Source organism: Pseudomonas mercuritolerans (assembly GCF_025706525.1).
GTDB lineage: Bacteria > Pseudomonadota > Gammaproteobacteria > Pseudomonadales > Pseudomonadaceae > Aquipseudomonas > Aquipseudomonas mercuritolerans.
In genome coordinates this window covers 27,879-52,345 of the sequence record NZ_JAMSHA010000011.1, presented here as the reverse complement: position 1 = coordinate 52,345, position 24,467 = coordinate 27,879, and the positions used below count along the sequence as shown (strand labels likewise).

Annotated in this window: 20 protein-coding genes; 9 read left to right on the top strand and 11 right to left on the bottom strand. The window is 58.7% G+C overall.

What is annotated here, in order from left to right; all coding sequences use genetic code 11:
- Positions 1-6 precede the first annotated feature (6 nt).
- A complete protein-coding gene (locus ND528_RS25845; protein WP_024012950.1) occupies positions 7-780 on the top strand; it encodes an enoyl-CoA hydratase in 774 nt (257 codons plus the stop codon).
- Between the two features lie 91 nt (positions 781-871).
- Here ND528_RS25845 and ND528_RS25840 read toward each other — a convergent pair whose 3' ends face one another.
- The 5 genes from ND528_RS25840 to ND528_RS25820 all read right to left on the bottom strand — a co-directional run bounded on the left by ND528_RS25840 (position 872) and on the right by ND528_RS25820 (position 7,015).
- Positions 872-2,023, bottom strand: coding sequence for an acyl-CoA dehydrogenase family protein (locus ND528_RS25840; protein ID WP_212616320.1), 1,152 nt, complete (start codon positions 2,021-2,023; stop codon positions 872-874).
- Positions 2,024-2,026: 3 nt separating this feature from the next.
- Entirely contained in the window at positions 2,027-3,133 is a 1,107-nt protein-coding gene (locus ND528_RS25835; RefSeq protein ID WP_212616321.1) for an enoyl-CoA hydratase/isomerase family protein, read from the bottom strand.
- A 237-nt stretch (positions 3,134-3,370) separates the two neighbouring features.
- Complete coding sequence (locus ND528_RS25830; protein ID WP_263471514.1) at positions 3,371-4,057, bottom strand: HPP family protein; 687 nt, start codon at positions 4,055-4,057, stop codon at positions 3,371-3,373.
- Positions 4,058-4,213: 156 nt separating this feature from the next.
- Entirely contained in the window at positions 4,214-5,392 is a 1,179-nt protein-coding gene (locus ND528_RS25825) for an MFS transporter (RefSeq protein ID WP_263471513.1), read from the bottom strand.
- Positions 5,393-5,635: 243 nt separating this feature from the next.
- Positions 5,636-7,015 carry a UDP-glucose dehydrogenase family protein gene (locus tag ND528_RS25820; protein ID WP_263471512.1) on the bottom strand — a complete coding sequence of 460 codons (1,380 nt, stop codon included), beginning with the start codon at positions 7,013-7,015 and terminating at the stop codon, positions 5,636-5,638.
- Between the two features lie 243 nt (positions 7,016-7,258).
- Here ND528_RS25820 and ND528_RS25815 point away from each other — a divergent pair, with 243 nt between their 5' ends.
- Complete coding sequence (locus ND528_RS25815; protein WP_330221325.1) at positions 7,259-8,197, top strand: site-specific integrase; 939 nt, start codon at positions 7,259-7,261, stop codon at positions 8,195-8,197.
- 6 nt (positions 8,198-8,203) lie between these two features.
- On the opposite strand, the gene ND528_RS25810 is transcribed toward ND528_RS25815, so the two are convergent.
- The 5 genes from ND528_RS25810 to ND528_RS25790 form a co-directional block, all read right to left on the bottom strand.
- Positions 8,204-8,752, bottom strand: a complete 549-nt coding sequence (locus tag ND528_RS25810; RefSeq protein ID WP_212616324.1) for a PqiC family protein — start codon at positions 8,750-8,752, stop codon at positions 8,204-8,206.
- Positions 8,753-8,769: 17 nt separating this feature from the next.
- Positions 8,770-10,425, bottom strand: coding sequence for a PqiB family protein (locus ND528_RS25805; RefSeq protein ID WP_130910171.1), 1,656 nt, complete (start codon positions 10,423-10,425; stop codon positions 8,770-8,772).
- Between the two features lie 216 nt (positions 10,426-10,641).
- Complete coding sequence (locus ND528_RS25800; protein WP_263471511.1) at positions 10,642-11,943, bottom strand: NAD(P)/FAD-dependent oxidoreductase; 1,302 nt, start codon at positions 11,941-11,943, stop codon at positions 10,642-10,644.
- On the bottom strand, positions 11,940-13,028 hold the full coding sequence (locus ND528_RS25795) for a polyamine ABC transporter substrate-binding protein (protein WP_263471510.1): 1,089 nt from the start codon (positions 13,026-13,028) through the stop codon (positions 11,940-11,942). Before ND528_RS25795 ends, ND528_RS25800 begins: the two co-directional genes overlap by 4 nt.
- Positions 13,029-13,182: 154 nt before the next feature.
- A complete protein-coding gene (locus tag ND528_RS25790) occupies positions 13,183-14,541 on the bottom strand; it encodes a glutamine synthetase family protein (protein WP_122881066.1) in 1,359 nt (452 codons plus the stop codon).
- A gap of 162 nt (positions 14,542-14,703) precedes the next feature.
- Between ND528_RS25790 and ND528_RS25785 the strand changes: the two genes are divergently transcribed.
- From ND528_RS25785 to ND528_RS25760, 6 genes are all read left to right on the top strand, one after another.
- Positions 14,704-15,600 carry a helix-turn-helix domain-containing protein gene (locus ND528_RS25785; RefSeq protein ID WP_263471509.1) on the top strand — a complete coding sequence of 299 codons (897 nt, stop codon included), beginning with the start codon at positions 14,704-14,706 and terminating at the stop codon, positions 15,598-15,600.
- Positions 15,601-15,681: 81 nt separating this feature from the next.
- Positions 15,682-16,191 carry a sigma-70 family RNA polymerase sigma factor gene (locus ND528_RS25780; RefSeq protein ID WP_263471508.1) on the top strand — a complete coding sequence of 170 codons (510 nt, stop codon included), beginning with the start codon at positions 15,682-15,684 and terminating at the stop codon, positions 16,189-16,191.
- Positions 16,191-17,141, top strand: a complete 951-nt coding sequence (locus tag ND528_RS25775; RefSeq protein ID WP_263471507.1) for a FecR domain-containing protein — start codon at positions 16,191-16,193, stop codon at positions 17,139-17,141. Before ND528_RS25780 ends, ND528_RS25775 begins: the two co-directional genes overlap by 1 nt.
- Positions 17,142-17,208: 67 nt before the next feature.
- A complete protein-coding gene (locus ND528_RS25770) occupies positions 17,209-19,611 on the top strand; it encodes a TonB-dependent receptor (protein ID WP_263471506.1) in 2,403 nt (800 codons plus the stop codon).
- A 104-nt stretch (positions 19,612-19,715) separates the two neighbouring features.
- Positions 19,716-20,240: a cupin domain-containing protein gene (locus ND528_RS25765; RefSeq protein ID WP_263471505.1), complete on the top strand. Its 525-nt coding sequence runs from the start codon at positions 19,716-19,718 to the stop codon at positions 20,238-20,240.
- 330 nt (positions 20,241-20,570) lie between these two features.
- Positions 20,571-21,242: a hypothetical protein gene (locus tag ND528_RS25760; RefSeq protein ID WP_263471504.1), complete on the top strand. Its 672-nt coding sequence runs from the start codon at positions 20,571-20,573 to the stop codon at positions 21,240-21,242.
- A 177-nt stretch (positions 21,243-21,419) separates the two neighbouring features.
- Here ND528_RS25760 and ND528_RS25755 read toward each other — a convergent pair whose 3' ends face one another.
- Positions 21,420-23,063, bottom strand: coding sequence for a hypothetical protein (locus tag ND528_RS25755; RefSeq protein WP_263471503.1), 1,644 nt, complete (start codon positions 23,061-23,063; stop codon positions 21,420-21,422).
- 91 nt (positions 23,064-23,154) lie between these two features.
- On the opposite strand from ND528_RS25755, the gene ND528_RS25750 reads away from it, so the two are divergent.
- Complete coding sequence (locus ND528_RS25750; protein WP_263471502.1) at positions 23,155-24,369, top strand: OmpA family protein; 1,215 nt, start codon at positions 23,155-23,157, stop codon at positions 24,367-24,369.
- Positions 24,370-24,467 lie beyond the last annotated feature (98 nt).

Below are 24,467 nucleotides of genomic sequence, written 5' to 3'. Positions count from 1 at the left end.
TTATTCATGACTTACGAAACGATTCTGCTGGAAACCCGCGACCGCGTCGGCCTGATCACCCTCAACCGGCCGCAGGCACTGAACGCGTTGAACGCGCAACTGGTCAGCGAAGTGAACCACGCCCTCGATACGCTGGAAGCCGATGCGCACATTGGCTGCATCGTCCTCACCGGTTCGAAAAAAGCTTTTGCCGCCGGCGCCGACATCAAGGAAATGGCTGAGCTGACCTATCCGCAGATCTACATGGACGACCTGTTCAGCGACAGCGATCGAGTGGCCAACCGACGCAAGCCGATCATCGCCGCGGTCAATGGTTTCGCCCTCGGCGGCGGCTGTGAACTGGCACTGATGTGCGACTTCATCCTGGCTGGCGACAACGCCAGATTCGGGCAGCCGGAAATCAACCTCGGCGTGCTGCCGGGCATGGGCGGCACCCAGCGCCTGACCCGCGCCGTGGGCAAAGCCAAAGCCATGGAAATGTGCCTGAGCGGGCGCATGATCGACGCCGTGGAAGCCGAGCGCTGCGGCATCGTCGCGCGGATCGTGCCGAGCGATGAGCTGCTTGATGAGGCGCTGAAAGTTGCAGCGGTGATCGCCGGCAAGTCATTGCCGATTGCGATGATGATCAAGGAGAGCGTCAACCGCGCGTTCGAGGTCAACCTGACCGAGGGCGTGCGCTTTGAGCGCCGGGTGTTCCATGCCGCGTTTGCGACGCAGGATCAGAAGGAAGGGATGGCGGCGTTTATTGCCAAGCGTGAGGCTGCATTCCAAGGCAAATAGATGCGGTGCCTAAGCTGACGCTTTCGCGAGCAGGCTCGCTCCCACTGGATCTGCACCGTCCAATGTGGGAGCGAGCCTGCTCGCGAAGCTTTTACAACTGATAGTTCTTCAAATCCCGCGCAATCACCATCCGCTGTATCTCGCTCGACCCTTCATAGATCTGGGTAATCCGCGCGTCGCGGTAGTACTTCTCGACCGGGTAATCCTCCAGATAGCCATAGCCGCCATGAATCTGAATCGCCGCAGAACACACCTTCTCGGCCATTTCCGAAGCGAACAGCTTGGCCTGTGACGCCTCGGACAAACACGGCTTGCCCGCCGTCCTCAGCCGCGCTGCATGCAGAATCAGCAACCGCGCGGCATTGATCTGCATGTGCATGTCAGCCAGCAGGTTGGCAATGCTCTGGTGCTCGATGATCGGTTTGTCGAATTGCACGCGATCTTTCGAATAGGCCAGCGCCGCTTCAAACGCCGCCCGGGCGATACCCAATGCCTGCGCGGCGATGCCGATGCGTCCGCCTTCAAGGTTGGAGAGGGCAATCGCCAGGCCCTTGCCACGCTCGCCGAGCAGATTGGCCTCGGGGATGCTGCAGTTGTTCAGCGTCACCGCGCAGGTGTCGGAGGCGCGGATGCCCATTTTGTGTTCGGTGCGATCGACGATGAAACCCGGTGTGTCGGTCGGCACCAGAAACGCTGACAGGCCTTTTTTGCCGAGATCCGGATCGGTTACCGCGAAGACGATCGCCAGCTTTGCCCGTTTGCCATTGCTGACAAATTGCTTGGCGCCGTTGATCACCCATTGGCCGTCGCGCAGTTCGGCGCGGGTGCGCAGGTTGTGTGCTTCGGAGCCGGCCTGGGGTTCGGTCAGGCAGAAGCAACCGATGGTCTGCCCACTGGCCAGATCGGCCAGCCAGGTCTGTTTCTGTTCGTCGCTGCCGTAGTTGAGCACCGGGCCGCAGCCTACCGAGTTGTGAATGCTCATGAACGCGCCGGTCGCGCCGTCACCGGCAGAGATTTCCTCGACGGCCAGGGCATAGGCGACGTAGTCGACGTAAGTGCCGCCCCATTCCTCGGGCACAACCATGCCGAGTAGGCCCAGCTCACCCATCTTCGCCACCAGCGCGTCGTCGATCCAGCCAGCCTTTTCCCAGGCCTGGGCGTGGGGCGCGATTTCGCCACGGGCAAAATCCCGGGCCATGTCGCGGATCATCACTTGTTCTTCAGTCAGTTCGAGATCGTGCATGACTCAGCTCCCGCTCTCATCAAAACCATGGAAGAAGCTCGTCACCTGCGCAGCGTCCAGCTCAGCGACGGTTGGCGGGTTCCAGCGCGGTGACTTGTCCTTGTCGATCAGCAGGGCGCGCACGCCTTCGATCAGGTCGCCACGGGCAAACCACTGGCGGTCCAGATGCAGCTCCAGAGCAAAGCAATTCTCCAGACTCAGGTGCCTGCCGCGACGGAGCATTTCCAGGGTTACGGCCATGGCCAGCGGCGAGCGGGTTTCCAGCAGATCCGCCGTGCTGACTGCCCATTCGTGGCTGTCGGCGACGGTGACGGCGCGCAATTGCTCGATCATGCTCGGCACGTCGGGCAAGGCAAAGAAGTGGTCAATGGCCGGGCGCAGTGCTTCGAGGGGCGCATCGGGCAGCGTTTGCACGGCGTGCTTGGCCAGCAGGTTCTGCAGCGACTTGAGCGGCGTGTCCTGCCACTCCATCTGATCGAGTTTCTCGTCGAGCAGGGCCAGTTTGCTGCTGTCCAGATACCAGTCGGCGAGGCCGCAGTACAGCGCATCGGCCGCGCGAATCTGCACGCCGCTGACGCCCAGATAAATCCCCAGTTCACCGGGAATACGCGGCAGGAAGTAGCTGCCGCCGACGTCGGGGAAGTAACCGATGGCCACTTCCGGCATCGCCAGACGGCTCTTCTCGGTGACCACGCGCAGATCGGCGCCTTGCACCAGGCCCATGCCGCCGCCGAGGACAAAACCGTCCATCAGGGCCAGCACCGGTTTGCGGTAGTGATGAATCGTCAGGTCGAGGGCGTATTCCTCGACGAAGAAATCTTCGTGCAGCGTGTCGCCGCTTTTGTAGCTGTCGTACAGCGAACGGATATCACCGCCGGCGCAGAAGGCCTTTTCACCGGCACCGCGCAATACCACGGCGTGAACATTGGCGTCAGACGCCCAGGCATCGAGCTGCTGTTGCAGCAGACGCACCATGTCCAGGGTGATTGCATTAAGGCCCGCAGGGCGGTTGAGGGTCAGGTGGCCGATATGGTTGCGCACCTCGGCCAGCACGTCGTTTTTCATGGCATCCATGGACGGGGTCCGCCGGGATGAAGCCTGAGCTGTCATCTGTAACTCCCTGCTTTTATTGTCTTTATTCGAATAGCCCGCGCGCGGGCGTTAGCGGATCGTAACAGTGCAAATTTGTCGTGTACAACGGGGATATGTGCAGGGGGAATCTGCGTTTTTCTCTTAGCGCCGCTGTCCGTGTAGGAGCTGCCGAAGGCTGCGATCTTTTGATCTTGATCTTGGAAGCAAGATCAAGAGATCGCAGCCTCGTTGCACTCGTCAGCTCCTACAAAGGGGTTATCTGAACGTTTCGGTAATGCTGCGGCGCTTGGCGTGCAGTTCGCTCGCGTGGATCAGGCGTTCGAGGTCTTCGGGGGTGACGTCGATGAAGGCTTCCATGTCGGCCAGCGCCAGTTTCAAGTCTTCGGCGGTGATCGCCTGACGGTCGACCGGGACCACTGGCGGTGCCGGGTCAGCAGCGCGTTTCGGATAACGGATGCGGGTCAGGTTGTTATAGGCCAGCGCACTAATGAGCATGCACACGGCGCCGAGCATCACTGGCTCCATGGCTTTCCAGTCCATGGCGATGGTTGCGGGGTCGGCCAGCACCAGTGTCAGCGCCAGGGCGCCGGCCGGCGGGTGCAGGCAACGCAGCCAGCACATCAGAATCACCGCCATGCCGGCAGCCAGGCAGGCGCTGCCCAGCGTACGGCCAAGCACGTGGGCCACCAACAAGGCGACCACGCCAGCACACAGGTAGCCGCCAAGAATCGACCATGGCTGGGCGAGGGCGCCGGAGGACACGGCGAACAGCAACACCGCCGAAGCGCCGAGCGGGCCGACCAGGTGAAAGGCAACGTCATGGCCGAACACCTGCGCACACATCCACACACTGAACAGCGTGCCCAGGCCCATGCCGATCGCGGCACGGCTCCATTCAGTGGGGCGGGTATTGATGGCGGCGGGCAACCAGCGAGCAAGCATGTAGAACTGATCCTTTACAAAATCCGGGGCAAAAAAAAGGACTTGTCCGGCATATCCGGAAAGCCCTCGAAGCGTTCCAACATTGGGGGAGGAACGCGCGTAGTTTGCCGATCAAAATCGATGCTGACAAATTCATATAAATGCAGCTTTAGTGCACTATTTTTGCATTGAACGGGTGCGCCGCGCGCTGACGAAGCATAGATATCCACCCAGCGCCGCCAAGCCGCTCAGGGCGTAGAACATGCTCGGCGCCGGCGTGTGCATCAGCAGAAACCCGCACAGCACCGGGCTCGCCCCGCCGCCGAGTGCCGCCAGGTTCTGCGCGCCGTAGTAGCTGCCGCGCAGTGTCTCCGGAGCGAGAGTGTCGACGAAGAGGAAGTCTGCCGGGTAAATGATCATTTCGCCCAAGGTGAAGATGAACATCGCCACGCACCAGCCGAGCAGGCTGTCCGCCACACTGAAGCCAATCAAGCCGACGATGAACAGCGCAGTGCCACCGGCAATCCAGTGACGCAGGTGTTCGCGGCTGAGCCAGCGACCGATCTGGTATTGCAGCAGGATCACTGTGATTGCGTTGCAGGCGAGCAGGGCGGCCATGGTGTCCAGGGTCTGTTGCTGGGAGTGGGTGACCAGCAGATATTGCGACAGGTACAGGGTGAAGCGTCCGTGCACCAATGTGCTGAGCAGGCAGCCAAGGGTGAACAGCACCATGGTGCGGTCGTTTTTCAGGATCATCAGCGTGTTGAGGAAACTTTGCGGCGCAGTTCCGGAAGTTATCGGACTGGCATCCCTGGTCGCGCCGAGCAGCAGAAAAATACTGCCAATGGCGATCGCACCGGCAACGATGAAAGGTGCGGACGGCTGCACCCCGGCAATCACCACGCCAAGCATCGGGCCGACGGCGTAGCCGATATTGGTCAGCGTGTAATTGAGGGAAAACGCCTTGACCCGCTGGCCGACCGGCAGATTTTCACTGAGGATCGCCTTGGAGCCGATGAGGAACAGCGCCGACGCGGTTTCGCTGATGATCAGCACCACGGTGACCACATAAAGATTCTGCGCGAAGGTCAGCAGGATCAGACCGATACCGCTGGAGAGCATGGCCACAATCAGCAACTGGCGCTTGTCCAGCTTGTCGATGATGTAGCCGCCGTACAGCGACAACAGCGTGGCGCTGAACACGGCGATGCCGAGCAGCAAGCCGACATCCTGCGGATTGAGGCCGAGCTTATTGCTGAGGAACAGTGTCAGCAACGGACTGACCAAGGCGCGGCTGATGACCACGGTCAGCGAGCTGATCATCAACCGGCGAATGAACGGCGAATACATGGCCACGGAAGGGGAATGTCCTTATTCGGGAAGCCTGGGGCGAGCGCCATCCTCTCTGGGCAGCCGCCACCGGTCAAGCTGATATACCAGCGTCCCTGGGAACACATGATTTCCCTGTGGGAGCGAGCCTGCTCGCGAAGGCGGCGGATCAGTCACCTGCGATGTCGCTGACATACCGTATTCGCGAGCAGGCTCGCTCCCACAGGGTCTGTGTAGCTCACAATTTGCAATGACTCCCACAGGGCCAGTTCAAGCCACATCCGACTCCGCCGGCCTCTGCCGCAAGGTGATCGGCAACTTGCACGATTCACCGCGCCCCATCGGGAAATACTGGAAACCATTGCGCGCCAGACGCTCGGCATCGTACAAGTTGCGGCCGTCAAAGATCACCGGGCTATTGAGGCGCTGTTTGATCAGCTCGAAATCCGGCGCCTTGAACTGTTGCCATTCGGTGCAGATGATCAGCGCATCGGCGCCGGCCAGTACCGATTCCGGCGTGCCCATCAGCATCAGTTTTGATTCATTTGGATAGAGATTCTGGGTTTCCACCATGGCTTCCGGATCAAACGCGCGCACGCTGGCCCCGGCGGCCCATAAATCTTCGAGCAGAACCCGGCTCGGCGCGTCGCGCATGTCGTCGGTGTTGGGCTTGAACGCCAGGCCCCACAAGGCAAAGGTCCTGCCGCGCAAGTCACCACGGTAGAAGGCGTTGATGCGTTCAAACAGTTTGTGTTTCTGGCGCTGGTTGATCGCTTCTACCGCTTGCAGCAGATCACTGGAGCAATGCGCCTGTTCGGCACTGTGAATCAACGCGCGCATGTCCTTGGGAAAACACGAACCGCCGTAGCCGCAACCCGGGTAGATAAATTGATAGCCAATCCGCGTATCGGCACCGATGCCCTGGCGTACTGATTCGATGTCTGCGCCAAGGTGCTCAGCGAGTTCGGCGATCTGGTTGATGAAACTGATCTTGGTCGCCAGCATGCAGTTGGCGGCGTATTTGGTCAGCTCGGCGCTGCGCAGGTCCATAAACATGATGCGGTCATGGTTGCGGTTGAACGGCGCGTACAGATCGCGCATCACATCGCGCACTTCAGCGCCTTCGCAACCGATGACGATGCGATCCGGCCGCCGGCAATCAGCAACCGCTGAACCTTCCTTGAGAAACTCCGGGTTGGAGACAATATCGAACTGCAGCAGGCGGCCAATCTTGATCAGGGCCTTTTCGATGTGGCTGCGCAAAGCGTCGCCCGTGCCCACCGGCACCGTGGACTTTTCCACCACGATCAATGGCTGCTGACGATGCCTGGCAATCGCGTCGCCAACCGACAGCACGTAGCGCAGGTCCGCCGAACCGTCCTCCCGTGACGGCGTGCCCACCGCGATAAACGCGACCCGCCCATGCAACACCGCGAGTCGCTCATCAGTGGTGAATTGCAGGCGTTTCGAATCCAGGCCCTCACGCACCAGGCTGGCCAGCCCCGGCTCGAAAATACTGACGTGGCCCTGGCGCAACTGCTCGATTTTCTGCGCGTCTACATCCATGCACACAACGTCATGACCGACCTCGGCCAGCACCGCCGCTTGCACCAGACCGACGTAACCACTGCCAAACACCGTGATCTTCATGTCGCACTCCTGCTTGCAGTTCCCTGCACTGAACATAAGAGCGCGATGTTTCAGTTCGCCTACCGTGCTGATAAAGCAGCAAACAGACCGTTCGGGGAATGCCCGATTGACTTTTATTGCCTCGAACGGCAGGTTGTCGGCCTTTCGCGGCAACCCCTTTCATTGAGTCATGCTGTTTTTTGCGTTTCATTTCATGCATTTATTGTTTTTGTTGAATCGTTTTTTATTTCAAGGCCGTTTCGTTTGAGTGATTTGTCGAGTACCCAACCCACACCGTCCAACAGCAATCCGCTGACCGTTTACCTGGCGCGACTGGCACCTTCCAGCCAGTTGACCATGCGCTATGTGCTGCAAGATGCCGCTGACCGCCTCGGTTTCGAGGACGTCGATATCGAAGAAATCCCCTGGCACGGCCTGCAACCGGAAGACGTGGTGGCGCTGGTCGCCGCTTTGCGTGCCGACGGTTATGCACCGAACACCTCGTCGCTTTACGTGAACGCCGTGCGCGGGGTGATGAACGAAGCGTGGCGCATGAGCCTGATCAGCCAGGATCACCTGTTGAAGATGCGTTCGGTCAAGGGCATAGCCGGCACACGGCTGTCCCAGGGGCGCAACCTCAAGCGCACGCTGATTCACGAACTGATGGAAGTCTGCGCTGCCGACCCGCGCCCGCAGGGTTTGCGTGATGCGGCGGTGATAGCGCTGCTGTACGGCACCGGCATGCGCAAGTCGGAATCGGTGGATCTGGATCTGAGTCAGGTCGACTTCAAAGAGCGCAGCCTGACGGTGACCGGTAAGGGCAACAAACAGCTGATCAAGTACGCGCCGGCCTGGGCCTTTGCCAAGCTTGATGCCTGGCTGGAACTGCGCCGTTCACAGCTCAAGGAAGGCGAGAGCGACGATGCTTTTCTGTTCAATCGTATACGCCGCGGCAGCCACATCACCCGCGAGCGCATCACCAAACACGCGATTTACTACATCGCCCGCCAGCGCGGTACGCAGGTCGGGGTGAAAATCATGCCGCATGATTTTCGGCGTTCGTTCATCACCCGGGTGATCGAAGAACACGACCTGTCGATCGCGCAGAAACTGGCGCATCACAGCAATATCCAGACGACCGCCAACTATGATGTGCGCGATGACAACGAGCGGCGGCGGGCGGTGGATCGCTTCGATTTGTAGGCTGAGTCAGTTTTGCACCGGGCAGCGCGAGCCGCTCGCAGCCTGAGTGATTTGCGCAGCAAGGCGTTTGACGTTGCTCTGCTGCGCCGTCACCAGTTCCTCGATGCTCGGCCCTGAAGGCGTCTGCAACACCGAGCGGCAGGTGAGCAGCGCCGCGTCCGTTGCATCCAGCGGGCGCACTCGCCATTTCACATCGATCAAGGCGTACTGGCCGGGAATCGAATCGAAGCGCTGCACATCGACGCGCACCGATGCTCGATGCTGGCCGACGCCGCCGCTCAATTGATCGGCCAGCGCACCGCGCAACTCATCGGCAAGCGTGGCGCTCCACCAGTCGGTATCGAGGATGGCCACGCCGCTGTTGCCCTGGCGAATCACAATCTGCGCGCGATCGACCTGCGGCGGCACGCTGATGCTTTCGATGGCGATGTCGGCGCCGTTGCGACTGGCGCCCGGTTGCGCCGGGACCAGCGTGTGAAAGCTGATCGGGTCGCTACGGCACGCAGTCAGCAGCACGAACGCAGCGAGCACGGTGATCTTCAACGGTAAAGCCATGGATTCAGCTCCTGTGCTCAATTGCGTGGCGGTCCTTTGAGGTCCAGCGGCGCGGCGTTGTCGGGACGCCCGCGAATCAGCGACTCAGGGTGGCGACCGAGGTAATCCGACAATTCACGCAACGAGCGCGACATGCGCCCGAGCTCGTCGAGGGTCTCGGTGAGTTGCTCGCGTTGCGGAGAGTCCTCGGCCAACGTCGAATTGGCGGACTGCAACGTCTTGCTGACGTCGGCGAGGGTGCTCTGCACGCCCGGCAGGGTCTTGGCATTGAACTGCTTCAGACCCTTGCGCAGCTCGACCAGGTTGCCGTCGAGGTTGCTGGCGATGCGTTCCACCGGCAATGCGTTGATCTTGTTGACCATCGCCTCGAGTTTTTCCTGCAACTGTTCGAGGCTGCCAGGGACGGTCGGAATGGTGACCGGCCGTGCCTTGGGGTCGAACGCGACTTTCGGCGCTTTGGGGTAGAAATCCAGCGAGATATACAACTGACCGGTGAGCAGGTTGCCATTGCGGGCCTGGGCGCGCAGGCCATTTTCAATGAATGTGCCGATCAGGCGCGCGCCGGTGGCCTCGTCGTTTTCGTCGCCATGGTAGGTCTTGAGAATCTTCGCGTGGGCACGGCCGAGTCGCTGCGGATAAATGACGATGCCGACATTCACCGGAAAGGTGCGCTTGACCTCGTCGAAGTCGAGATTGACCGCCACCACCCGGCCGATTTCGATGCCGAGAAACTCCACGGGCGCATCAACCTTGAGCCCGCGCAAGGCCTGATCAAAGCGCAGCGACAGGTATTGCGCCTTGCCGTCGGGCGGGGCGAGGGCGGCGGTCTGATTGGCGAACAGCTCGAAACTCTTGTCGTCGCTGGCCGGCTTATCGTCGGGGCTGTAGTCCGGAGCGCGGAATGCGATGCCGCCGACCAGCAGGGTCGACAGCGATTCGGTTTTCACTGCAAAGCCGTTGGCGCCGACGTTGATGTCGATGCCGCTGGCGTTCCAGAAGCGGGTATTTTCGGTGACGTAGACATCGTTGGGCGAATGCACGAACACTTCGATATTGACGCCTTTACCGTCCGGGTCCAGCGCGTAGGACACAACCTGGCCGACGGGAATCTTGCGGTAATAAACGGGCGAGCCGATGTCCAGCGAGCCAAGGTCGGCGGTATGCAGGGTGAAGCGCTTGCCCGGCTCGCCGTAAGTAATCGGCGGCGGATTCTCGAGACCCTTGAAGTTTTTCGAGCGGGTATTGGCCTGGCCAATGTCGGCGCCGATGTAATCGCCCGACAGCAGCGTATCGATGCCCGAGACACCGCCGGCGCCGATACGGGGACGCACGACCCAGAATTGCGAGTCCTCGCGGGTAAAGGCTTCGGCTTGCTTGGCCAGTTTGATCGTGGCGTTGACATGTCTATGGTCGTTGGCCAGTTCGACGTCGGAGACATGGCCAATGACCACGTTGCGGTATCTGACTTCGGTCTTGTTGGCGGTGAGGCCATCGCCAGTCTTGAAGGTGACGGTGATGACCGGGCCTTCCTGAAGGATGTTGTGAATCACCAGCGAAATGCCCACCAGCACCGCCACAATCGGCACGATCCATACCAGTGAAATAGCGAAACGGCGGGTTTTGATCGGCGCCTGGCCGGGTGCTCGCGGCTCATCGCTGGCTGACGACTTCATCCATGTCCTCCTCAATTAATCGGGCACTGAGCGTCAGGAACGCAAAAGCACTTCATCAATATAGAAGTGCTTGGCGATAGAGCAAATGTGTATAGCTGGCGTTGATCGTTCCCATGCGCAGCAAAGGAATGCCGCCGGGGACACTCTGCGTCCCAGAACAGATAAAAAAATCGCAGCCTTCGGCAGCTCCTACAGGGGGCCGGGGATGTGGCGGGTTCAGCCGAGCATTTCGCGCAGGCGATACCAGAACATGCCCAGCGCCAGCAGCGGCGAACGCAAGGCCGGGCCACCGGGGAAGGTCATGTGCGGCACGCCGCTGAACACGTCCATGCCCTGGCTGTGCCCGGCATGAATGGCTTCGCCCAACAACTTCGCGCACCAATGGGTGACGTTGAGGCCGTGACCGGAATAACCCTGCGCGTAAAACACGTTCGGGTGCTGCTTGAGCCGGCCAACCTGAGGAAAACGGTTTGCGGTAATGCCGATCTTGCCGCCCCATTGGTAGTCGATGCGCACATCGGTCAGTTGCGGCAACACCTTGAGCATTTTCGGGCGCATGTAGGCAGCGATATCCGCCGGATCGCGCCCGGAATAATGACAAGCGCCGCCGAACAGCAACCGTCGATCAGCCGAGAGTCGGTAATAGTCCAGCCCGACTTTTTGATCGCACAACGCCAGGTTCTGTGGAATCAACTGCGCGGCGCGGCTTTCGTCCAGCGGCTCGGTGGCGATGATGTAACTGCCGGCGGGCAGCACTTTGCCGCTGAGTTTGGGTTCCAGTTCATCCAGGTGCGCGTTGCAGCCGAGCACCAGGCTGCCGGCGCGCACTGAACCCGTGGCGCAGCGCACCTCGACGGTCGGGCCATGGAGAATTTCCAGCACCGGACTTTGCTCAAAGATCCGCACGCCCAGCGATGCCGCGAGACGCGCTTCGCCCTGGACTAGATCAAGCGGATGCAAATGGCCCGAACCCATGTCGATCAATCCGCCGGCGTACACACCAGCGTCGACCACTTGCTCACGGATCTGCTGCGGGCCGACCAGCCTGGTTTCGTGGGCATAGTCGAGTTCGGCGAGACTGTCCTGTTCCTGCTTGAACGCGGCGAATTGCGCGGCGGTGTTGGCCAGTTCGCAAAAGCCCCAGCGCAGATCACAGTCGATGGCGTTTTCAGTGATGCGCTGGCGCACCAGATCCACCGAATCGATGCCGGCGCGCTGCAGATAGCGCACGCCGTCCTGGCCAACGTAACGGGCGAAACCCTCGACTTCATGGCCGATGCCGCGAATCAGCTGACCGCCGTTGCGCCCGCTGGCGCCCCAGCCGATACGTCGCGCCTCGAGCAACACCACCGACATACCGCGCTGGGCCAGCTCAATCGCGGTATTGACGCCAGTGAAGCCGCCACCGATTACGCAGACATCGGCAAGCAAATCACCATCCAGCGCAGGGTAGGGCGTGCTCGCCCGCGCAGAAGCGGCGTAATAAGAGCCGGCGTGTTGTGCGCTTTGCTGATTCATTTGTTCGACTTCACTTTGCTCCACGACCGGGTCATCAGACGCATGATCGCCTGGGGCGGGGTCGAGGAAATGTAGAGTTTGTCGAGCACCGACTGCGGCGGGTAAACCTCAGGGTTGTTGACCAGTTCCTGATCCATGAACGGCTTGGCCGCCGGGTTCGGGTTGGCGTAGCCGACGGTAGCGCTGACTTTGGCGATCACTTGCGGATCGAGCAGGTAATTGATGAAGGCGTGCGCCTCTTCGGCGTTGCTCGCGTCGGCTGGGATCGCCAGCAGATCGAACCACAGGTTGGCGCCTTCCTTGGGGATGGCGTAAGCGATATTCACACCGTTCTTGGCTTCCTTGGCGCGGTTGGCCGCCTGGAACACATCGCCGGAGTAACCGAACGCGACGCAGATGTCGCCATTGGCCAGGTCGGAGACGTACTTGGAAGAATGGAAATAAGTGATGTAAGGACGGATGCTCAGCAGCTTGGCTTCGGCCTTTTTGTAGTCTTCAGGGTTTTCACTGCGCGGGTCCATGCCCATGTAGTTGAGGATGGCGGGGAAGACTTCGTCGGCGGAATCCATTATCGACACGCCGCACTGGCTCAGCTTCTTGAGGTTCTCGGGCTCGAACAGCACGGCCCAGGAATCGATGTGGTCGATGCCGAGCACTTGCTTGACCTTATCGACGTTATAACCGATGCCGTTGGTGCCCCACAGGTAAGGCACCGAGTGCGCATTGCCAGGATCATTTTTCTCAAGCAATTCAAGCAGTTTCGAATCCAGGTTCTTCCAGTTTGGTAACTGTGAACGATCGAGCTTCATGAACGCCCCGGCCTTTACCTGACGGGCGAGGAAGTGGTTGGACGGCACCACCACGTCGTAACCGGTCCGGCCGGCGAGGAGTTTGCCTTCAAGGGTTTCGTTGGAGTCGAAGACGTCGTAGATCACCTTGATCCCGGTCTTGCTCTGGAAGTCGGCGAGGGTGGTTTCGCCGATGTAGTCGGTCCAGTTGTAAACGCTCACTTGGGGCTCGGCGTGGGCTGCTGCGCTGAACAGCACGCTCAGCGCGACCGGGAGTACGGATTTCAATAGACGCATATCGACACCTCTTGGATTTATTGGAATTCTCAGGCGCTGCACAATCCCATGTGGGAGCGAGCCTGCTCGCGAAAGCGGTGTTTCAGTCGACATCTATGGTGAGTGTGCCGACGTCTTCGCGAGCAGGCTCGCTCCCACAGGGATGGGCTCGCCGTCAGACGCTGAGCAGCAGGAACTCCCGCTCCCACGAGCTGATCACGCGCTTGAAGTTTTCGTGCTCGGCGCGCTTCACCGCGACGTAACCACGGACGAATTTGCTGCCCAGGTACTCGGCGACTTTCGGGCACTCTTCCATCTGCGTCAGGGCTTCTTCGATGGTGATCGGCAGGCGCAGATTGCGGCGCTCGTAGGCCCGGCCTTCGACCGCCGCGCTCGGCTCGATCTGTTCGACCATGCCGATGTAGCCGCAGAGCAGACTCGCGGCAATCGCCAGATACGGGTTGGCGTCGGCGCCGGGCAAGCGGTTCTCCACGCGCATCGATTCAGGCCCCGAAGTCGGCACTCGCAGGCCGACCGTGCGGTTCTCTTCGCCCCATTCGACGTTGACCGGTGCCGAGGTGTCCGGCAGGAAGCGGCGGAACGAATTGACGTTCGGTGCGAACATCGGCAGGACTTTCGGGATGTACTTTTGGAGGCCACCGATGTGATGACGGAACAGCTCGCTCATGTTGCCCTCGGCGTCGGCAAAGATCGGCTGGCCCGTCGCGATCTCGACCACGCTCTGGTGCAGGTGCATGGCGCTGCCGGGCTCGTCGCCGATCGGCTTGGCCATGAACGTCGCGGTGACGTTGTGCTTGAGCGCCGCCTCGCGCAGGGTGCGCTTGAACACGGTGATCTGGTCGGCCAGATCCAGCGCATCGCCATGACGGAAGTTGATTTCCATCTGCGCCGGGCCGTCTTCGTGGATCAGCGTGTCGAGGTCCAGGCCTTGCAGTTCGCACCAGTCGTAGACGTCTTCGAACAGCGGATCGAATTCGTTGGCGGCATCGATCGAGAATGACTGGCGGCCGCTTTCCGCACGGCCCGAACGGCCCAGCGGTGCCTTGAGCGGCAGGTCCGGATCTTCACAGCGCTGGGTCAGGTAGAACTCCATTTCCGGCGCGACAATCGGCTTCCAGCCCTTGTCGGTGTAGAGCTGCAGAACTTTCTTCAGCACGTTGCGCGGCGACAGTTCGATCGGATTGCCAAACTTGTCGAAGGTGTCGTGGATGACGATGGCGGTCGGCTCGATGGCCCACGGGATGACATACACGGCGTCGGAAACCGGTTTGCAGACCATGTCGATGTCGGCCGGGTCGAGCAGGTCGTAGTAGATGTCGTCGTCGACAAAATCCCCGGTTACCGTTTGCAGCAGCACGCTCTCCGGCAGGCGCATGCCGCGCTCATGCAGGAATTTGTTGGTCGGTGCAATCTTGCCGCGGGCGATGCCGGTCAGGTCGCTGACCACACATTCGACTTCGGTAATCTTGTGATCTTTCAGCCAGGTGAACAGCTGATCGAAAGGGGCGTTCATAAAGACCTCGTTATTGGTTTTGTAGACGCCGGGGAGGGCGGGTTTCATCTTCCGCCCCTTCCCCTGTGGCGCGTTGGCGACTATCTTGGGCGCGGCTCGCGATTCCATCTATCCACTTTCAGCAGCACCAAAGCGCACCAAAAGAGTGCGCAAGGTCACCCCATGACAACGTGCAATCCGCTCCAGGTACAAGCGTTCAATACCGCCGACGTGGCCGAGCAAATCCGCGCCACACCGGGTTGGGTCCAGCATTACCAGCAGATGTCGCCGGGGCATTTCGCCGGGCAGATTCGTTATCTGGATCTGCAGGGCGTCGAGGTCTACGAAGAACAGATGAACACCCGGGTCGAGCAGAATTTCAGTGCGCCATCCGGTGCTCTGGCGTTCTGCTTTGATCGCAGCGACAACGCGCTGTATCTGCTCAACGAAGAGAGCCGCAACATCTGGATCACTCCGGAAAACTATCGGGAAATCGCCGTGGTGTTCGGGGCGGATTTTGTCCGCGAGCACGGCCTGCAAGTGGCCAAGCTCGAAGGGTTGTTCATGGCGCCGCTGAACTGCGGACAGAACGCTTTGTTCAGCGGCTGGTTAAGCTCGAATCTCACGAAGTTGTCGCAAGCTGCTGATCCACTTGATAAAGATCGCCTGACTCGGCAACTGCTCGAGGACTGTCTGTTCATCCTCGACAACGCTCAAACTCGTCTCGATCGCGGTGGATTGCAGCGGCGCCACGACGAACGCCAAATCATGAAACGAGTGGGGGAGTGGGCGGCAGATTCGCCGGAAGACACGGTCAATCTGCTCGAACTATCCGACGTCGCCGGTGTGCCGCTGCGCCAGTTGCAGCAGGCGTTCAAGGCCTACACCGGCATGACCCCGAGCCACTGGTTACGGCTGAGGCGGCTGAACAGTGCGCACCGTGAATTGCTCAAGCGCAGGCCCACGGAAACCACCGTTGCCGAAGTGGCGATGCGCTGGTCGTTTTGGCATCTGGGACGCTTTTCCAGCAGTTACCGCGCGCTGTTCAAGGAGCTGCCGAGCGAAACGCTCAAGCGCTGAGCAGAAAAAGGCTTTGTGTCCTTCGAGAAGTTAAATAGAATCAGTCTCATTTGAATCTACCTTCGCGCAGGGTCTCTTGAGATGTTTGAAGCCACGTCACCGTCGGAGCAGAGCCTGCAGCAGTTGTATCGCGAGCACCGCGGCTGGCTGGAAACCTGGCTGCGCCGGCGCATGGGCAATGCGTGGGATGCGGCGGACCTCAGTCAGGACACCTTTCTGCGCGTCCTGTGCAACGCGCCACCACTGGCCGAGTTGCGCGAGCCGCGCGCGTATCTGCTCACCGTCGGCAAACGGCTGCTGAGCAATTTCTACACGCGACGCCATCTGGAAAAAGCCTACCTCGACGCCTTGGCGCAATTGCCGGAAGTGTGCGCGCCGTCGCCGGAACAGCGCTGGTTGCTGCTGGAAACCTTGCAGGCGCTGGATGAATTGCTCGATGGCTTACCACGTGCGGTGCGACGGGCATTTCTCTGGAGTCAGCTTGAGGGCTTGGGTTACCGCGAGATTGCCGAGCGGTTGCAGGTTTCTGAACGCACGGTGAAACGCTACATGGCCCAGGCGTACGAGCATTGCTTGCTGGTGGAGCTGTGATGCGCGTTGCCCCGAGCGAGGAAACACGTGAAGTGGCACGGGCCGCAGCGCAATGGCTGGCCTTGCTCGAATCCGGTGGCGCCAGTGATGAAGATCACGCCCGATTGCAGTATTGGCGCGCCAGTGACAGTCGCCACGAAAACGCTTGGCAGAAAATCCAACAGCTTCGCCAGCGTTTCGCAGGTTTGCCGCCGACACTGGCCATGGCCACGCTCGATCGGCCGGATCCGGCGCGGCGCGCGGCACTCAAGCGTGCCTTGGGCGTGGCGGCGCTGGTGCCAGCGGCGTGGTTGATCAGTCGGGAGCTGCCGCTGGAGGTCTGGCGCGCCGATTTGCACACCAGCACTGGCGAGCGGCGCAAAGTGCAGTTGGCCCAGGATTCTTCATTGCAACTCAACACCGACAGCGCGGTGAATGTCGATCTGCCTGCACGTCAGCTGACACTGATTCGTGGCGAGATGGCGCTCAACGTGGCGGGCGATTCAGCCTTTATCGTCAACGCGCCTTATGGGCGGATGATCGTCAATCACAGCGACATCTCGGTGCGCCTCAATGCGCGCGATTGCCAGGTCTGCGTATTGCGTGGTTCGGTGCAATTGCAGCCACTGCACGGCCCGGCGCTGGTATTGCAGCAGGGCCAGCAAGTCAATCTGCAAGCTTCGGGCGTGGGGGCGGTGACGGCATTCGATGCGTTGATGCCCGGCTGGCGCGACGGCGTGTTGATGGCGCAAAACCAGGCGCTGGGTGATTTCCTCCGCGAGCTGAGTCGCTACCGCTCGGGCGTGCTGCGTTGGGATCCGGCGCTGGAATCACTGCGTATCACCGGCAGTTTCCGCCTCGACGATACCGATCAAGTGCTGGCACTGCTGGCAGCCAGTTTGCCCGTCGATGTGCATACGCGAACGCGATTTTGGGTGTCACTGGTACCGCGCGCAGAAAAAACTGGCTGAAGCCTGTCCCTTTTTTTCGCCTCGCTGGTCATTCCAGGCAAGTGAACAAAATCGAGAGCTTCTTCCAATGCCCGCAGTATTCCCAGGTCGTTTGCGTCCGTTGTTGCAGTTGAGTCTGTTGCTGAGCCTGAGTGCCAGCCCCGTGTTGATCCAATCAAGCTGGGCCGACGACGGCAGCCGCCGCAGTTATCAGGTGCCGGCCGGTAGCCTGAGTGCGGCGCTGACGCGTTTCGCCGGTCTCGCTGGAGTCAATCTTTCGGTGGATCCGGCGCTGGTCAGCGGCCGTAACAGCAATGGATTGTCCGGCGAGTTCGGTGTGGAGGAGGGGTTCAGCAGGTTGTTGCTGGGCTCCGGTTTGCAGCTGCAACCGGTCGGCGATCAGGCTTATACGCTGGTGCCCGCAGCGCAAGGCAGCACCTTGCAACTGGCACCGACATCGATTCTCGGCGCGAGCGGTTCAGCGGATGCCGATGTATTCGCCGGCGGTCAGGTCGCGCGGCGCGGTTCGCAAGGGCTGTTGGGCTCCAGGGATTTCATGGAAACCCCGTTCAGCATGACCACCTACACCAACGAAACGGTGAAAAACCAACAGGCGCGCACCCTCGGCGACTTGATCGGCAGCGACCCTTCGGTACGCGCAACCAACCCGGCCGGTGGCCGCTACGAGCAATTCACCATCCGTGGTTTCAGCCTGTTCAACAGTGACGTTTCCTACAACGGCCTCTACGGAATCTTGCCGACGTACACCATCGACATGGAAATGGCCGATCGCGTCGACATCCTCAAAGGCCCGAGCCAATTGATCAACGGGATTTCGCCACGGGGCAGTGTAGGAGGGGGGATCAACGTCGTGCCGAAACGCGCGACCGACAAGCCGATCACCTCGCTGACAGCCAATTACGCCTCGAACAACCAAGCCGGCGGCGCGGTGGATGTCGGACGGCGTTTTGGTGACGAAAACCAATTCGGTCTGCGCTTCAACGGGGTTAAACAGTCCGGTGATACCGAATGGGATCATCAAAGTGTCGATCGCGACATGGCGGTCCTTGGTCTGGATTTCCGTGGTGAACGCTTGCGACTTTCCACCGATATCGGCCACACCGAACGCGACACCGACGCGCCGCAGGAACGCGTGCAAGTCGCCGCCAATGCCAAAGTGCCGAACGCCAATGATGTGCGCGACAACTATGCGCAACCCTGGAGCCGGGCGCGCACCAAAGACACCTTCGGCACAGTCAACGGTGAGTTCGATGTCAGCGACTCGGTCATGCTGTATGGCGGCGTCGGCGCTCGTAAAAGCGATCACGAATTCTTGCGCCATGCAGTTTCGGTGAGCAACGACGCCGGCGACTTCAGCGTCCAGCCGCGAGATTTCACCCGCGACGAAAACGTGCGCACGGCCACCGCTGGGGTGCGCAACTGGTTCCACACCGGGCCGGTCAGCCATGAAGTCAATCTGGCGGCCAACTACTTTTATATGGACTTCGAAAACGGCGGCGCCCGTTACGCGGCCGGGCGCAGCAACCTCTACGACCCGGTGGAAATCCCCAGGCCCGGCACGCCGACCCGCAATGACGCCAAGGTCTACACCGAGAACCGCTTCAGCGGCGTGGCGCTGTCCGACACGCTTGGCTTCTTCGACGATCGTCTGTTGCTGACTTTGGGGGCGCGCTGGCAGCGAGTCAAAGTTGATGACTGGAGCGACGGCATCAAGGGCGACACGGCTTACGATGAGGAAAAAGTCTCGCCATCGGGCGGCATTCTGTTCAAGGCAACCGACAAACTCTCGCTGTACGCCAATTACATGGAAGGCCTCAGCCAAGGCAAGATCGCGCCATCAACGTCGATCAACGAAGACGAAATCTTCCCGCCATTCGTCAGCCGCCAGGTTGAAGTTGGTGCCAAGTACGACGCCGGCGCATACGCGCTGACGGCAGCGGTGTTCCGCATCAAACAGCCTGCCTACGAAACCAATGCGACCACGCGAGTCTTCGGCCCGAACGGCAAGCGTGAGAACAACGGCGTAGAACTGAGCGTGTTCGGCGAACCGCTCATGGGGTTCCGATTGCTCGGCGGTTTGATGTACATCGACAGCGAACTGACCCACACCACCAACGGCACATTCGACGGCAACCGCGCACCGGCGACACCGAAATACAACGTCAACCTTGGTGCGGAGTGGGACGTGCCCATGGTGCAGGGTTTGACCTTGACCAGTCGCGGTATTTACTCAAGTTCGCAGTATCTGGACCAGTCGAACGACAAGGAAATCGACTCATGGGAACGGCTCGACGTAGGCACACGCTATGCTTTCAAGCTGGACGATAAGACGATCACCCTGCGCGCCAATGTCGAAAACGTGCTGGATAAACGCTATTGGAGCTCGGCGGGTGCATCGGATGACAGTGAGCCGGGATTGACGCTTTCTACGCCAAGAACGTACCTGCTTTCGGCGACCGTGGATTTCTAGGATAGTAGGGTGATTGCATCGATCTTCGTCGATAATACGTTAACTACACTAAATGACCGTTTAGTTGAGCTAACAAAAAATCATTACCGATAACGGAGAAAACCATGATTCAGCGCAAGCCGAACGCAACTGATGTGATTGCTGCGCTGAATCTAGAGCCTCATATCGAGGGCGGTTATTACCGCAGAACCTATCAAGCCGATCACCGTGCCTGCCTCGAAACGCAGCAAGGCCCGCGTTATCTGCTGACCTCGATCTACTATCTGCTCACTGAGCAATCGCCGGCGGGCCAGTTTCATTTCAACCAGTCCGACATCCTGCATTATTTTCAGTTGGGCGACGCCATCGAATACAACCTGATCCACGCCGACGGCTCATTGCAAACGCTGGTGATGGGCAGCGATGTTTTGGCTGGTCAGCAACTGCAGTTGCACGTACCGGGTGGAATTTGGAAAGCCTCTCGATTACTGGAAGGCTCAAATGGCTTTGGCTTGATCAGCGAAGCGGTTTCGCCTGGGTTTGATTTCGCAGACATGGAAATCGGTAATCGCGCAAAACTCACGGCACAGTTTTCACAGCACGGAGCGCTGATTGAAAAGCTGACGCGTGATGATGGACGAGGGCTGTAGATTGGGAAGAATGCAGTTTATAGGGAAAGCTGGTCTTGAAGCGGCCAACGCAGATTCAAATTTCCTGTGTGACCATGCTAACGTTGTAATACTTTGTTACGTGTAATGTATATTATGTTAAATCATGTATGCGAATGGCTTCAGGTTTTAGATATCAGATCCACCACTCCTAATGCGGCAATCGCTACGACTGGACGCTGCTGTTGGCGCGGTCGAGCCAGAGCCAGTATTGTGACGCCCATCTCATTGTTATTTTTTTGGATTGCTCTCGATACCGAGTTCACGGGGTTTCGAGCAGCGAAGTCCAGTGTTCGTTTTTAGGGGAATCTAATGGAAGCTCTGGGGCAGCAACTTCGGCCAGTCGCCACGCGGATCAGTCAGTATTTCCGCGACTTTTTAGACTCGGATTTCAAGCGTCAACAAGCTCCGCGCCGCCGAATCGTGCTGACCACCGACACCGGATTCAGATCGGGGATGCGTACCTCACCCTACCCCTCCTTGGATCGCGACCTATGGAATCTTTTGGGGCGTCCGTCTGGCGAAGACTTGTCACTGACGATCGACCCACGGCGTTATACGCGTCCGATCAGTGATGTGCTTCGTAAAGTGATCCACGAGCAAGTAAACGCTATCCCTGCTTCATCCCTACAAACTGTACATGCTTCGGTGGAGGAACTAGCCGCAGAGTCCTACGCAAAAGCGATAGAAGGCCCGGAGTTATGGGTGGAGTCAGTCCAAAACCACTTGGGCAGCAAAGTCGCTGAGCACATCATCAAGCCCCTGATTGCTCACCTGGATGGTCCACTGCGCAATCAGGCGTACTGGGTAATGGACTCATTATTCGCCGCGGAGAAGGACCTCGTGGATCGTGTCTGCGGTGACCTATCCCGAGTCCTCCCAGAGCTGCTGGCCAAGCTGCTCGCCACCCAGGACTCAGCCCCGCTCAAGGAGGCGATCCCACAGTTCCTGACTCTTCCAGCCGAACGAGGTCGAGTGGCCTGACTCGCCCATGCAACTGCACATTGCTGCCTATCCATCAGCACCACATTGTGCCGACATCCTGCACTCACTAGCTTTCGCAGCAACACATCCTCGTAAAACGGCAGTGTCGCGTTGTAGGTGGTGATAAGCGAAGCTTCATACCCTCCTCGCTTGATCACCTCCAGAATCGAAACGCCTTCAGACACTGGCTACCTCCATCAGACGTCTACCCGGATCGGTGAGTCGTGTCCTACCTCCCTCACGCGTCAACAGCCCCAGGTCTCGTAAAATGCGTACTGCTTGCCTGAATCTAGGAGTGGTCTGAGTGGGTGCTGGAACGTGAACGCAGGCAACCTCCACCCCAAGCTCCGATGGGTGAAGCTGAAATGTTGATCGACCTGACTGCCTGAGCTTGCGCAGCGCCACGCGCAGGTGGGTGTTCATGCACCAAAGCATCAAATCGCTCGCCACTTGGCCCACTGACATCGTCTGCCAATCCGCGGCACGATGACGGAAGCTAACCAAATTAATCGGGTAATCCCGCAACGAATCCGCAGTAATCACCAAGCCTGAATATGGTTGCTTCGTCAAATCATCGCGGGCAACGAGCATGGCCAATAGCTCAAGGCTTCTGGCGAGTAATAACGGGACTTCCGCGCCACCACGCCAGTCAGCAATCAATTGCTTTCCAAGTTGAATTTCATGTCCCATGTCTCCCCAATCAGCTAAAGCTGGACCCAACACGCTCGCATGCTCCACAAGGTCTGAGAAAGTCTCGTATTCAAGCTCGTTCAAGACTTCATCCATCTTTTCAGAGCCAACAAACCAGTCAGCGAAGGCTTCAATCGAGCCGAACCTCCCTCGTTCATCGGACGTCCGCGGCTGTAGCTCCGTTAGACAAATCGAGAGGATGGTCTGAAATGCCACTGAGAGCAGATCGTTACGCACATAGACGACCCAAAGTGCACAGGTACTTTGCAGCGTCGGAGGGATAGTCCAAGGCAGCCCTCCGGGCAATACGCCGGTGTAGGTGCAAGCACGAAAAACCTCTTCAGAGAGATCCTCGCCATCCGGAAGAGCACTCGCCAGTTGCTGGATGAGTGCCAAGCTCCGGCGGCGCTGCTCGCCCTCATCTCCATACCGAACTTTTACATCGAAAAAAATGTCGGTCAGGTGCTGGCACTCAGCGGGACATGAAGGGATGTTGCAAGCGCAAAAACCACTGAGTTCATCCAGATCCGCCAGCGTGATCTCGTCACTTTCAACTTTCTCCCAGAAAAGCGTTCCTGCAACGTTTGTTTCGAAGTCTTGCGCCAGTAGACTGCCGTATTCTGTGCTGTACCTGGTCCATGAGGTTGTAGACGACTGCATGATCATCAGATTGGCCAAGGTGCCTGCGTAATACTGAGAAAGCCCTCCTAACCTATTCACAAAGTACCGATCCTCTTTGGTATCGGTCGTTGCGTACTGAGATAAAAGAAGGACTCCCACAGCCTTCAAGCGGGTCAACGCTGTAACGAGCTTGTTGCGACCAACCATCGCGATGCCGTGTCGCTCATCATCTTGATCATCGACTTGGGAGTGTCGCTCGGCAATCAGCGTGAACAAGCAATCTGCTCGCCGGAAACGCTCAACAAAATGCGCAGGGTCATCTTTGGAATAGCGCTGGTCGTATGACCAAACCAGCCAGGGATAGAAAGAGTAATAACGCGCCCGATCGGTCACGTTTGTGATGCCTGGCAGTAACTGGCCATAGATCATTCCACACGGCGCCTGCGTGCCTAGGTGATCGATTCCTTTACTCGTGGAAGGCGGCTTCAACCACCCGGTGGTAAGTTTCATTGACGTTCCATCCTTCATGACGCCGGGTAGCTTTTCAAATTGTCATTGGTATAGTGGCACAGAGCCACTCAAAAATGACAAGGATGTTCCGTTGAAGTATCTGTTCGATCTGTTCAAGTCTTACGCCGCCACATTGCTGCAAGTCACGATTACCCTTGGCGTGATCGTGGTTTTCGCCTACTGGGCCTTCATAATCAATTTTTACCCGACCGGTATAACGATCAGCGAAAGTTTGCTCTTCGTTTTTGCAGCGATGATGTTCGGAATTTTCTACACCCTATGGTACTCGCTCGCGCTGGGAGCAGTTCACGGGCTCTTCCATTGGCGCTCGGGTAAAATCAAGTTCGACGGTGGCCTTTTTCTGCTCGGCGTGGCCTCCGCATTGGTGCTTGGTATCGCTGCTTTGGCCTCCCATAATGTGAAAGTTCTGGCTCCTCTACTTGGTGCGATGATTCTTTTGATCATTCCGTGGTACTGGAACCCCCTGCCTCTTTACACGCCAGTGGCGCGAGTACAAGAACACCTGCGCCTAAAAATTCTCATCGTGACGACTGCAATCATTCTGCCAATGATTTTTGTTCCCGATCTAACTGCGAATATTATATCCAATTCCATGCAGCGCCTTGGCTTCCGGCAGATGGATGTATCGGTCAGCCTTGATTTAACCAATCAAAATATCGTTAAAAGCGTAGTGGATGAGCTAGATCTGACGCTACACACCTGTGGAAACAACGGTCACCCGGAGCAGGTTGTGCACCATGTGAATGTCCTTTGGCATGGAATGGGCGAACGCACACTGATCGAGATGCCATTTCTTACTAACAGCAATGGGTCTCCGTATCAGTTCGAATTGAATAGATCGGGCGTAAATGTAGTCCGTCGCCCGGGTGACAAGGCAGGTATTCCGTTGTGCTTTACACTCGGCAATGATTTGCTGTTTGAAAGCTTAGCTTCCACCCTGACGCCAGAAGGTACGTCAGCCCTAACGGCTTTTTCAGCGAAAGTTAAAAGCTATCTAGAAGAGTCAAAGCGGCAAGTGGTCGCGATCACAGTCACAGGCCATACTGATCGGAACCCAGTCCTTGCTTCTAACGACAGCAACCAACAGCTGTCACGTCGTCGGGCAGAAAGTGTCGTCGAACAGCTCAAAACCCTTGGGGCCGCATTTCCTATAGATATCAAAGCGGCTGGTTCACAAAAGCCGATTTCAAGTTGTGCGCGTGATCTTCCGAAGTCAGAGCTCAGGGAGTGTCTAGCGATGGATCGTCGCGTACAGATCGTCATCCAGACGAAAACGCTTTTATAGCGGACTTTTTTGTTGCCTGCCATTTAACCCTGCTTGCGTTTGGTTACCGTCTGAAAACTGACAACCGTAGAGTTCTGACGTTTCATAACCTACGCCTC

Excerpts from the sequence above, each read along its gene's own strand:
- ND528_RS25800 (WP_263471511.1), bottom strand. The coding sequence starts at position 11,943 with ATGAATCAGCAAAGCGCACAACACGCCGGCTCTTATTACGCCGCTTCT.
- ND528_RS25785 (WP_263471509.1), top strand. The coding sequence starts at position 14,704 with ATGACAACGTGCAATCCGCTCCAGGTACAAGCGTTCAATACCGCCGAC.
- ND528_RS25760 (WP_263471504.1), top strand. The coding sequence starts at position 20,571 with ATGGAAGCTCTGGGGCAGCAACTTCGGCCAGTCGCCACGCGGATCAGT.
- ND528_RS25845 (WP_024012950.1), top strand. The coding sequence starts at position 7 with ATGACTTACGAAACGATTCTGCTGGAAACCCGCGACCGCGTCGGCCTG.
- ND528_RS25755 (WP_263471503.1), bottom strand. The coding sequence starts at position 23,063 with ATGAAACTTACCACCGGGTGGTTGAAGCCGCCTTCCACGAGTAAAGGA.
- ND528_RS25770 (WP_263471506.1), top strand. The coding sequence starts at position 17,209 with ATGCCCGCAGTATTCCCAGGTCGTTTGCGTCCGTTGTTGCAGTTGAGT.
- ND528_RS25805 (WP_130910171.1), bottom strand. The coding sequence starts at position 10,425 with ATGAAGTCGTCAGCCAGCGATGAGCCGCGAGCACCCGGCCAGGCGCCG.
- ND528_RS25810 (WP_212616324.1), bottom strand. The coding sequence starts at position 8,752 with ATGGCTTTACCGTTGAAGATCACCGTGCTCGCTGCGTTCGTGCTGCTG.
- ND528_RS25790 (WP_122881066.1), bottom strand. The coding sequence starts at position 14,541 with ATGAACGCCCCTTTCGATCAGCTGTTCACCTGGCTGAAAGATCACAAG.
- ND528_RS25840 (WP_212616320.1), bottom strand. The coding sequence starts at position 2,023 with ATGCACGATCTCGAACTGACTGAAGAACAAGTGATGATCCGCGACATG.
- ND528_RS25765 (WP_263471505.1), top strand. The coding sequence starts at position 19,716 with ATGATTCAGCGCAAGCCGAACGCAACTGATGTGATTGCTGCGCTGAAT.
- ND528_RS25775 (WP_263471507.1), top strand. The coding sequence starts at position 16,191 with ATGCGCGTTGCCCCGAGCGAGGAAACACGTGAAGTGGCACGGGCCGCA.
- ND528_RS25820 (WP_263471512.1), bottom strand. The coding sequence starts at position 7,015 with ATGAAGATCACGGTGTTTGGCAGTGGTTACGTCGGTCTGGTGCAAGCG.
- ND528_RS25780 (WP_263471508.1), top strand. The coding sequence starts at position 15,682 with ATGTTTGAAGCCACGTCACCGTCGGAGCAGAGCCTGCAGCAGTTGTAT.
- ND528_RS25795 (WP_263471510.1), bottom strand. The coding sequence starts at position 13,028 with ATGCGTCTATTGAAATCCGTACTCCCGGTCGCGCTGAGCGTGCTGTTC.
- ND528_RS25830 (WP_263471514.1), bottom strand. The coding sequence starts at position 4,057 with ATGCTTGCTCGCTGGTTGCCCGCCGCCATCAATACCCGCCCCACTGAA.
- ND528_RS25835 (WP_212616321.1), bottom strand. The coding sequence starts at position 3,133 with ATGACAGCTCAGGCTTCATCCCGGCGGACCCCGTCCATGGATGCCATG.